Origin of the sequence: Pseudomonas sp. GD03858 (assembly GCF_029840925.1) — a bacterium.
GTDB lineage: Bacteria > Pseudomonadota > Gammaproteobacteria > Pseudomonadales > Pseudomonadaceae > Aquipseudomonas.
Window position 1 is genome coordinate 1 of sequence record NZ_JAOCDM010000161.1, and the last position, 8,856, is coordinate 8,856.

Here is an 8,856-nt window from a genome sequence, read left to right on the forward strand (position 1 = left end):
TTGAATTTCGCCGCTGCCGCGATGGTCCCTTGCGAATCCAGGTAGTGCGCCTGGGCATAGGTGTTCGCGGCCTGGGCGGCCTGCTCCGCGGTCTTGTCGGTGGGGGTTGCAGCAGCGTGGCTCAACGCCGCATTGGCCACTGCCAGACCGTTGAACCAGACCACGGGCGCAGCGTCAGGGTTCTGTTCCAGCGCAGTACAGGCCGCCCAGTAGACCTTCAGCACTTTCTTGGCCTGTACGGCGGCGGCGATCAACGGCTTGACAGTTGGATCCTTGGCGAGCACATCGGCCAGCAGCGTATCCGCACCGACGTAGACCACATGGCTGGCGCCTTGAGTTGCCAGTTTCTGGAGGGCAGGCTTGAGGGTACCGAGGTCGTGCAGGAGCAGGTTCGGTGCTCGCTCGCCGGGCTTGTACACCGTGCCGCTGCCAAGGCCCAGGGTGGCGAAGTCGTCGAACTGCTTGGACGGCTGCACAAGCACCGCTCGGTCGACGGCCTTGTTGGCCAGCAGTACGCCGGCCGCGCCGACTGTCAGTGCCGAGCCGACTGGCTGGGTGATGTGCAATTCGACACCCGCGGGCAGGACGAAGGTATCCGCCCCTCCCAGATAGGTGCCATGGCCAACGAGGATGAGATCATCTTTGCTGGTGGTGATCATGTCGTAACTCCCTGTTTGATGGATGAGTCCGGCGCCGCCCATAAGGGCCAGTGCGGGTGCTAGGCGCCGGGGTGCCGCCACGGCCGCGGGCATCAGTTGCCGCTGCCGTCCCCGCCACTGTCGCTGTTGCCCGAAGCCGTGCCGGTACCGCCACTGGCACCGCCCGAGCCACCTGATCCGGAGTCATCTGCGGAAATGCTGATGTACTTGTTGGGGTAGTACTTGGCCATCCACGCCTGTGCCAGCTGCGAGGCCGTGATGCGCTTGAGGTAGTAGGTGATGGGGGCGCCGATGTTGCCGGCCAGGCACTTCTGGATGTAGTCGTCGAGGGCGTCCATCATCGAGTTGGTGTCGATGATCTTGTTGGCCCCGTCGTCGATGTCCGATAGCGCCGACAGAGCGCTTTCCATCTGGTTCGACTTCATGGCCATGAACTCCTGGCCAGTACGTGCCCGGTCGGCGGCCGACGACACCGACTCCTGGTCGGTCTGGGTGACGCCCTGCAGCTTGAGCAATGCGGTCATCGACGAGGCACCGTCGAAGTCGGTGAACTGCTTGACGCCCATCTTCACTTGGTTGGATTTGATCGATGGAATTGAACCCACCGTGGTCAAGGTGCAATGAGAGGTGACGTTCTGTGACGACAGCAATGCCTTGGCGTCATTGCTGAACGAGCTGTTGACGCCGAACCCGCCGGAGACGCTTTCGAACCACCCGGCCACCTTGAACTGAGTCTGCAGCGAGGAGGCGACGCTCTCCATGGTTTCGCTGCTGCGGGTGTCGGTGGTGTTGAGGATATGCACCATGCCGATGAAGCACGATCCCATGGTCGCACCCGATAACAGCGTGAGGGCCATTTCGTCCTTGGTGTTGGCCTGCTGTGCGACCTTCTGCATCGAAGCAATGGAGTCGGTCTTGATCATGCTGTCAGGGAAGTAGGCGTTGAACGCGCGGATGCCCTTGTCGACGTCGAGGATGAACGGCGCCAGCAGCACGGCGTCCTTGTGGGTACAGGTGACGCTGATCACCAGCGTGCCAGAGATACTGTGGTTCTGGACCTGGCTGTTGACCTGGCTGGCCGATGAGCCAGCGGCCTGGGAGGCGAACTCGTCGCCGAAGATACCGACCTGACCACTGATGAACGAGGCAATCTTCGATGCATGGGTGCCGGATTGCTGGCTGTTCTGGTCCAGGCTGAAGTACTGCACGTTCATCCGCAAGCCATCCGCCGACAGCGGCATCTGCTTGATCTGCGTACGGTTGTAGTCGACCGGACTTTCCACCGAGTCACTGATGCCGGCGATCTTCGCTTTCAGCGGTTGCGCGGCCTTGATCGAGGCGACCTTGGCCTTGGCGAACGCCTCGGCGGCAGTGGCGACATCCTTGCCAACGGCTGTCGACTCGGAGTCGACTTCGCTGGTGTCGATGCCCATACCGGCAAGTTCCTGAGAGGTCATGTCCAGCGAGCGCTTGGCGGCGATCAATGAGTTGAGGGTGTCTTCGGCCGCATCGGCCGGGGCTTGGGCGGCGGCGATCTGTTCTAGGACGTCGAGCCGTTCCAGGCTGACCAGATTTCCCAGCGCCAGGGCTGGATCGTAGGGGATGGTGGAAGGCATGGGGTTGTGCTCCTGCGTGAGAGGTTGAGGTCCGAGTTGAAGCGGTTACGACTACAAGCGGCTGGCCGATGGGCCAGCAGGGTCCGCCGGAAGGCGGAAAGCTCTCAGCTGTCGGCGCGAGACGCCGAACGTGGTGTGCAAGGCCTCGGGCGTCCAGTCATGGGTCAGTGCCAGGCGAATGGCCGCGCGACGCAGTGCGAGGAACAGCCCCCAGACACTGGGAATGTCGATCTGGCCGTTGACGTCGGCCAGGTCCCGCCACTGGGCGTAGGTGTGTGCGGACACCTGCAGCCCGGTCTGTTCGCAAAAACGTTGTATCCGGGTAGGAAGATAGAGACGCCGTCCGCCGTATCGGCAGATCAGATCGAGGATCACGACGAAATCGGTGTCGCCGGCGATTCCGCTCAACGAGCCGGGCAGGCAGGAGATCACCAGCTCTCGATTCTGTTTGCAGAATTCCAGGCACATCTGCCGCGAGTCACCGCTGAGCAATGCTCCGCCGCCGAGCAGATAGAGAAAGCACTCCGTAGTCGGCGCCGGTGCATCCAGCAAATGTTCGTGTGTGTAGTGGTCCATGCGGTTCGCCTCGCGGATGAGTCCTTGTGATCCGACGAGTTCACGCTAGCGATTGGCCATCTTGCAAAGTAGGGGAACAAAGCCCCCTCCCCGAACCGTGATGTCGGGGGAGATGAGCACCGAGATGGCGCAGGGAACATCGTTCACCTACTGATGGGTTCGACGGGGCTTCACGCTAGTGGCAGCTCCCCGACATCGGTTGCGCTGCGGGGGGTGGTGGCGACCGATGAGCGGGCGCCGAGATGAACGTCAAGAGGACCGCACCATGCTACGCATCCTGGAAAAAGACTATGCCAATGCGCTGTACGAGGCATACCGGCAGAAATACAAGTACGTCGCAGGCAGCGACGGCAACTTCGACGCGGTGGTGATTCAGGCTGTTGCCGATGTCTTGCGCAAGTATCCACCCACTGCCATTCCTGTCCTGGGTGATGACCAGCGGGCAACCACGCCAGTGACTGCATTGGCGGCCGGCACATCGGTGACGGATTTGCGGGGGGTCATGGCCAAGCCCGGCACACCGTCCTACAGCGTGGTTCTGCTCAAGGAGGATCATGGCAGCACCACCGATATCGCCCGAGGCAACAACGTGCTGGCGGCGTTATCGGCGCACCCTGCGACCTTGTCCGCGAGCATGGTAGTGTTCGAGCGCGCCATGGGTTATCCGACACCCTCGGCGGATGTCATCACCAGCGTGAGAGAAGAGGTGATCTGCAAGCCGGACAATGTGCCTGTCACGGCGTTCGTTCCGCCTCCGAGCGCGCCTGGCGGGCCTCCACGCAATACGCGTCCATGCGATGTGTCGCAGTTCTGCCTGAGCCTCAGCGATGCGCAGCGCTCCATGGTCATCGCGGGTTACATGGCGGCGTGCGCGGGTGCTGGTCCTCAGTCTGGCAGGACCAGCTTCCTGGTGCTGTTCGGCGCCAACCACCAGGACATCCTCACGTACTTCGACAAGTTCGTCAGCCAGTGCGGTGTGACGCACATGAAGAAAGTACCGCGGACCTTCGTCTGCGTGCAGTCGAACGTGTAGCGCAGGTGTGCCCAGGCCGCGCCGCCTGGGCATCCTTCATCGGCCTAGGAGTTTCGCCAGCAGGCACCGCTTGTATTCATGCAATGAGCCATCGTCGCGCACGCGCGGATGGGGCAGGTCCAGCCGCAACGCGTCGTCGATGCGTCCAGGATTGGCCGCCATCACAATCACCCGGTCCCCGAGAAAGAGCGCCTCCTCGATGTCGTGGGTGACCATCACCACGGTGCAGCGCTCGTGCATCCAGATGCGCTGCAACTCTTGCTGCAGGCGTATGCGAGTCAGGGCATCGAGGGCGCCGAACGGCTCGTCGAGCAGCAGCACCCGCGGCTTGTTCACCAGCGCCCGGGCGATCGCCGCGCGTTGCGCCATGCCGCCGGAGAGCTGGTGTGGATACGCCTGTTCATAGCCTTGCAGGCCCACCAGCTCGATGTGCTCCTGCACCCGCACTGCCTTCTGCGCGCTCGACAGGCCGTGGTTCTCCAGCGCCAGGGCGATGTTCTGGCGCAGGGTCATCCACGGGAACAGGCGGTGGTCCTGGAACACGATGCCGCGTTCCAGGCCCGGGCCGCGCACGGGCTGGCCATCGAGCAGGATCTGGCCTTGATAGTCCCGGTCGAGCCCGACGATCAGGCGCAACAGGGTGGATTTGCCGCAGCCACTGGCGCCAAGGATGCTGACGAACTCGCCCGGCTGGATGTCCAGGTCGATACCTTGCAGCACGGGGACGGGCCGCCCCTCCAAGGGGTAGGCCTTGCTCAGGTTGCGGATGCTCAATGCACCGGTCTGCACAGGGGTGGGGAGGGTATGGGCGATGGCGTTCATGGTCGGGCCTTTCAACGGGTTGGGCGCCAGCGCAGCAGGCGGCGGGCGAGCAGGGTGGACAGCCAGGTCATCAGGTAGCCGCACAGGCCGATGCACAGCACGCAGATCACGATGATCTCCATGCGCGCGCCGGCCTCGGCGTTCATCATCAGGTTGCCCAGGCCGGCGCCGGAGGCGAGGAACAGCTCGCTGCCCACCGCCGTGACCCAGGCGAAGGCCAGGGCCTGCAGCACGCCGGTGGCGATACTCGGCAGGGCGGCGGGCAGCAGCACCCGGTGCAGTTGTTGCCAACGGTCGAGCACCAGCACCTGGCCGACCTCGCGGTGACGGGGGTCGACCTGGCGCAGGCCTTCGAAGGTGTTGAGCACCATCGGGTAGAGCGCCGCCAGGCTGACGATCAGCAGCTTGGATGCCTCGCCATTGCCCAGCCACAGCGCGATCAGCGGAATCCAGCCGAGCATCGGCACCTGGCGCAGGGCGTGGAACAACGGGGCGACCAGGCGGTTGGCCAGCGGTGAAAGCGCCATCAGCGCACCCAGGCTGACGCCGCCGAGGATCCCCAGCAGCAAACCGATGCTGGTGCGTGCCAGGCTCGCCAGCAGGTTCACCAGCAACTCGCCGTTGCCCAGCAGTTCGACGAAGGCGCCACCGATCAGCGCCAGCGGGACGAAGGCGTAGGCGCCCGCGGCATCCTGGCGCGAGGCGTATTCCCAGGCTGCGATCAACAGCAGCGGCAGCAACAGACCGCGCAGCTTCATCATGACCTCCCGACCGTTTGCCAGCCAGACAGGCGCCGCTCCAGGCAACGCAAGGTGAAGTCCAGGGCAAAGCCGATCATGCCGGTGAGTACCACGCCGACCATCACCACATCGATGCGCAGCATCTGTCGGCCCATCTCGATCATCTGCCCCAGGCCGCTGTCTGCGGCCAACAGCTCGCAGGCCACCAGCACCACCCAGGCTCTCGTCAGGGCGACCCGGATGCCGGTGACGATGGCCGGTACGGCCGCGGGCAGGGCGATGCGCCCGACCAAGGTCGGCCAGGGCAGGCGGTACACGGCGGCCACCTCGAAATGGCTGCGCGCGATGGCGCGGATGCCTTCGACAGTGGCCAGGGCCACGGGGAAGAACGCGGTCTTGGCAACAATGACGACCTTGAATGTCTCGTCGATGCCCAGTAGCAGGACGAGCATCGGGATCAGGGCGATGCTGGGGACTTGGCGCAAGGTGTGGAACAGCGGCGAGCAGTAGGCCTCGACCGTGCGCGACAGGGCCATGGCGGTGCCGAACGCCAGGCCTGCCAGGGTGCCAGCGGCAAAGCCCAGGCCCAGGCGCGACAGGCTGCCGATGAGGTGCTCCTGCAGCTCACCCGTGTCGAGCAGCGCCGTGAAGCTGCGCCACACGTCCAGCGGCGAAACCAGCAGGTTGCTCGGGAACAGTCCGGCGGCGGCGACGGCTGCCCACAAGGCAAGCACGGTCAGCGGGGAAATCAGCCAGGTAAGGGCGTTGAGTCGGCGCATGGCGAGCCTTGGTGATGAGTGTTGACGGGGATATCGCAAGAGCTGTGCCATGACCGCAGGCCCTGATTCATGGCTGGGCGGGCATGACTGCTGGCGCAGCAGCAGTGGGCTGCTGCCAGGGCAGCAGTCCACCAGCACCTGGCGGCGTGTTGGCGGGTGCTCAGAAGTCGTAGCTCAGGCTGGTGTAGTAGAACGCCCCCTGCGCCCCTTCGGGGCTGGTGATCGAGTATTTCGGCACGCCGTACAGCTGCGCGCCCTCGAGCTTGTCGGGGTGGCTGTCGAACAGGTTGATCGCACCCACCGCCAAGGTCAGCCCCAGCCCGAAACGGTAGGCCACGTCCAGGTCGGTCACCCACTGCGCGCCGAAGGTCTGGTCCAGCGCCGGGTTGGCGGCGTTGCGGTTCTGCCACTGGCCGTAGCGGCGCTGGGCCACGGTCACGTTCCAGCCCTGGTACTGCCAGTTGGCGCTCAGGGTCAGCTTGTCCTTGGGCGTGCCGTCCTCGATCAGCCCCTGGGTGTTGCGGCCGATGATCTGGTTGCCGGCAATGCCGCCGACATCGTCCAGCCCGGTGATGCGGGTGTTGGTGCGCGCATAGCCGCCGTTGAGGTCCAGTCGGCCCCAGGCGCCGAGGTCGAGCTGGTAGTGCCCGGCCAGTTCGATGCCGTCGGTGCGGGTGTCGGCGATATTGCTGTAGAACGCCGCGCTCTGGATATTGGCGTACGGCGTGCCGGCGAAGATCGGCCCGACCACCGACGCCGGCAGTTGGTCCGACAGGGTGATGCGGTTGTCGATGTCGATGCGATAGGCATCGACGGTCAGCGACGCGTTGGCCAACGGACGCCACACCAGGCCCACGGAGAAGTTGGTCGACTCTTCGGGCTTGAGCGCCTTGCCGCCCAGCAGCTGCGCCTCGGGGCTGTCGGCGCGCAGGGTGCGCTGTTGCACCTCGACCCAGTTGCCGCTGCCCGGCGGCTGCTCGACCACCTGCACGCTGAACGACGACAGCCCCGACTGCACCAGCGACGGCGCGCGGTAGCCGGTGCTGGCGCTGGCCCGGGCGGCGATCTGGGGGGTGAAGTCGTAGCGCAGCGACAGCTTGCCGTTGGTGGTGTCGCCGAAGTCGGAGTAGTGCTCGCTGCGTAGGGCGAAGCCGGCCTGGAGCTGCTCGGTGATCTGTCCTTCGAGGTCGAAGTAGGCGCCGATCACCCGGCGGTCGAGGGCGGCGGCGTCGACCTGGGTGATGCCCGAGTAGTAGCCGGGGATGCGCCGCCCGGTCAGCGGGTCGACGCTGTTGAACAGCGGCCCGTTCTGCCAGCCCTGGGCGTCGCCGGCGCTGAGCTCGTAGTTTTCCTCGCGCCAGGCCAGGCCGGCGGACACCGTCAGCGGCTTGAACAGCAGGTCGGTGGCGAAGTCGCGGGTCCAGTCCAGGGTCAGGTTGGTCTGGTCGGCCTCGCGCCGGCCGGTGTAGAGGGTCGAGGCGCTGGCCGTGCCCCAGCTGGGGTTGATGGCATCGCGGTCGGTGGAATCGACGCGGTTGTTGCCATGGTTCAGGGCGAGGTCGAAGTGCCCGAGTGTCTCGTCCTCGTAGCGCAGGCCACCGGTGACGGCATAGTCCTCCAGGCCGTAGCGGGTGATCGGCAGGCGCCCGTCCGGGTAGCGCGCCAGGGCCACGCTGCCGTAGTTGCTGCGCAGGGTGGTGGGCGGGTCGAAGAAGTTCTCGGCGTCGGTGTTCTTGTGCGCGTAGGTAGCCAGGCCGTAGGCGCTCAGGCCATCGCCCAGGCCCATTTCGCCGTTGGCGGTGAAGTTGTATTGGTCCGAGACATTGCCCGAGCCCCAGCGCCAGTTGCGGTAGCGGTTGTTCTGCTCGCGCGGGGTCGTGGTGCTGGTGGAGCCGGGGTAGAAGATCCGGTTGTCGTCGCGGGTGTCGCTGGCCGGGTCCTGGCTGCCGGCGTCGAAGGCCAGGGTGAGGAAGCCGTCGTTGGGCAAGGCGAAGCCTTTCCAGCCGCTGAGCTTGCGCTGCAGGCCGTCGCCCTTGTCGTAGCCGCCGAAGCGGTAACCCAGGTTGCCCCCTTCGTCGCGCTCCTTGAGCACGATGTTGATCACCCCGGCGATGGCGTCCGAGCCGTATTGGGCGGCGGCGCCGTCGCGCAGGATCTCCACCCGCTCGACCGCTGCCAGCGGGATCAGGCTCAGGTCCACCGCCGCCGCGCCACGGCCGTTGGCCAGGCCCTGGCGGGTGACGTTGGCGCTGGTGTGGCGGCGCTTGCCGTTGACCAGCACCAGCACCTGGTCGGAGGCCAGGCCGCGCAGCGAGGCGCCCTGGGCGATGGAGCCGGCGAAGGCGCCCTGGGGCGACTGCGGGTAGTTGAACGAGGGCGACAGGGCGGTGAGGGCGCCGGACAGGTCGCGGGCGCCGGTTTGCTGGAGCTTGTCGCCGCTGAGCACGTCCACCGGGGCGGCGCTTTGCAGGGCGGTGAGGTCGCTGCGGTGAGTGCCGACCACGACTACGGTGTCGAGGCGGTCGGTGGATTCGGCGGCCAGCGCGGGCACGGCGAGGCTGCCGATGGCCAGGCTCAGGGCCAAGGGGGTGTGGTGGGGCATGGGGATTCCTGCTGAAAAGAAGTGTGGGC

At 65.7% G+C, this 8,856-nt stretch carries 8 protein-coding genes; 1 reads left to right on the forward strand and 7 read right to left on the reverse strand.

The genetic code is table 11. The features are described 5' to 3' along the window. The 3 genes from N5D48_RS24810 to N5D48_RS24820 form a co-directional block, all read right to left on the reverse strand. Window positions 1-659: putative adhesin (locus N5D48_RS24810; protein WP_279888676.1), on the reverse strand; the 659-nt coding region annotated here is incomplete at its 3' end. A gap of 92 nt (window positions 660-751) precedes the next feature. Continuing rightward, window positions 752-2,275 carry a hypothetical protein gene (locus N5D48_RS24815; RefSeq protein ID WP_279888678.1) on the reverse strand — a complete coding sequence of 508 codons (1,524 nt, stop codon included), beginning with the start codon at window positions 2,273-2,275 and terminating at the stop codon, window positions 752-754. A gap of 51 nt (window positions 2,276-2,326) precedes the next feature. Next, window positions 2,327-2,851 carry a hypothetical protein gene (locus N5D48_RS24820; RefSeq protein WP_279888679.1) on the reverse strand — a complete coding sequence of 175 codons (525 nt, stop codon included), beginning with the start codon at window positions 2,849-2,851 and terminating at the stop codon, window positions 2,327-2,329. A 265-nt stretch (window positions 2,852-3,116) separates the two neighbouring features. On the opposite strand from N5D48_RS24820, the gene N5D48_RS24825 reads away from it, so the two are divergent. Then, the gene (locus N5D48_RS24825) at window positions 3,117-3,884 is read left to right on the forward strand and encodes a hypothetical protein (protein ID WP_279888680.1); all 768 of its coding nucleotides are present in this window, start codon (window positions 3,117-3,119) and stop codon (window positions 3,882-3,884) included. 36 nt (window positions 3,885-3,920) lie between these two features. On the opposite strand, the gene N5D48_RS24830 is transcribed toward N5D48_RS24825, so the two are convergent. From N5D48_RS24830 to N5D48_RS24845, 4 genes are all read right to left on the reverse strand, one after another. Next, window positions 3,921-4,706, reverse strand: coding sequence for an ABC transporter ATP-binding protein (locus N5D48_RS24830; RefSeq protein WP_279888682.1), 786 nt, complete (start codon window positions 4,704-4,706; stop codon window positions 3,921-3,923). A gap of 11 nt (window positions 4,707-4,717) precedes the next feature. After that, window positions 4,718-5,464, reverse strand: coding sequence for an ABC transporter permease (locus tag N5D48_RS24835; RefSeq protein ID WP_279888683.1), 747 nt, complete (start codon window positions 5,462-5,464; stop codon window positions 4,718-4,720). Next, window positions 5,464-6,225: an ABC transporter permease gene (locus N5D48_RS24840; protein WP_279888684.1), complete on the reverse strand. Its 762-nt coding sequence runs from the start codon at window positions 6,223-6,225 to the stop codon at window positions 5,464-5,466. Before N5D48_RS24840 ends, N5D48_RS24835 begins: the two co-directional genes overlap by 1 nt. 160 nt (window positions 6,226-6,385) lie before the next feature. After that, complete coding sequence (locus N5D48_RS24845; protein WP_279888685.1) at window positions 6,386-8,827, reverse strand: TonB-dependent receptor; 2,442 nt, start codon at window positions 8,825-8,827, stop codon at window positions 6,386-6,388. Between the last annotated feature and the right edge of the window lie 29 nt (window positions 8,828-8,856).

Excerpts from the sequence above, each read along its gene's own strand:
- N5D48_RS24815 (WP_279888678.1), bottom strand. The coding sequence starts at position 2,275 with ATGCCTTCCACCATCCCCTACGATCCAGCCCTGGCGCTGGGAAATCTG.
- N5D48_RS24820 (WP_279888679.1), bottom strand. The coding sequence starts at position 2,851 with ATGGACCACTACACACACGAACATTTGCTGGATGCACCGGCGCCGACT.
- N5D48_RS24825 (WP_279888680.1), top strand. The coding sequence starts at position 3,117 with ATGCTACGCATCCTGGAAAAAGACTATGCCAATGCGCTGTACGAGGCA.
- N5D48_RS24830 (WP_279888682.1), bottom strand. The coding sequence starts at position 4,706 with ATGAACGCCATCGCCCATACCCTCCCCACCCCTGTGCAGACCGGTGCA.
- N5D48_RS24835 (WP_279888683.1), bottom strand. The coding sequence starts at position 5,464 with ATGAAGCTGCGCGGTCTGTTGCTGCCGCTGCTGTTGATCGCAGCCTGG.
- N5D48_RS24840 (WP_279888684.1), bottom strand. The coding sequence starts at position 6,225 with ATGCGCCGACTCAACGCCCTTACCTGGCTGATTTCCCCGCTGACCGTG.
- N5D48_RS24845 (WP_279888685.1), bottom strand. The coding sequence starts at position 8,827 with ATGCCCCACCACACCCCCTTGGCCCTGAGCCTGGCCATCGGCAGCCTC.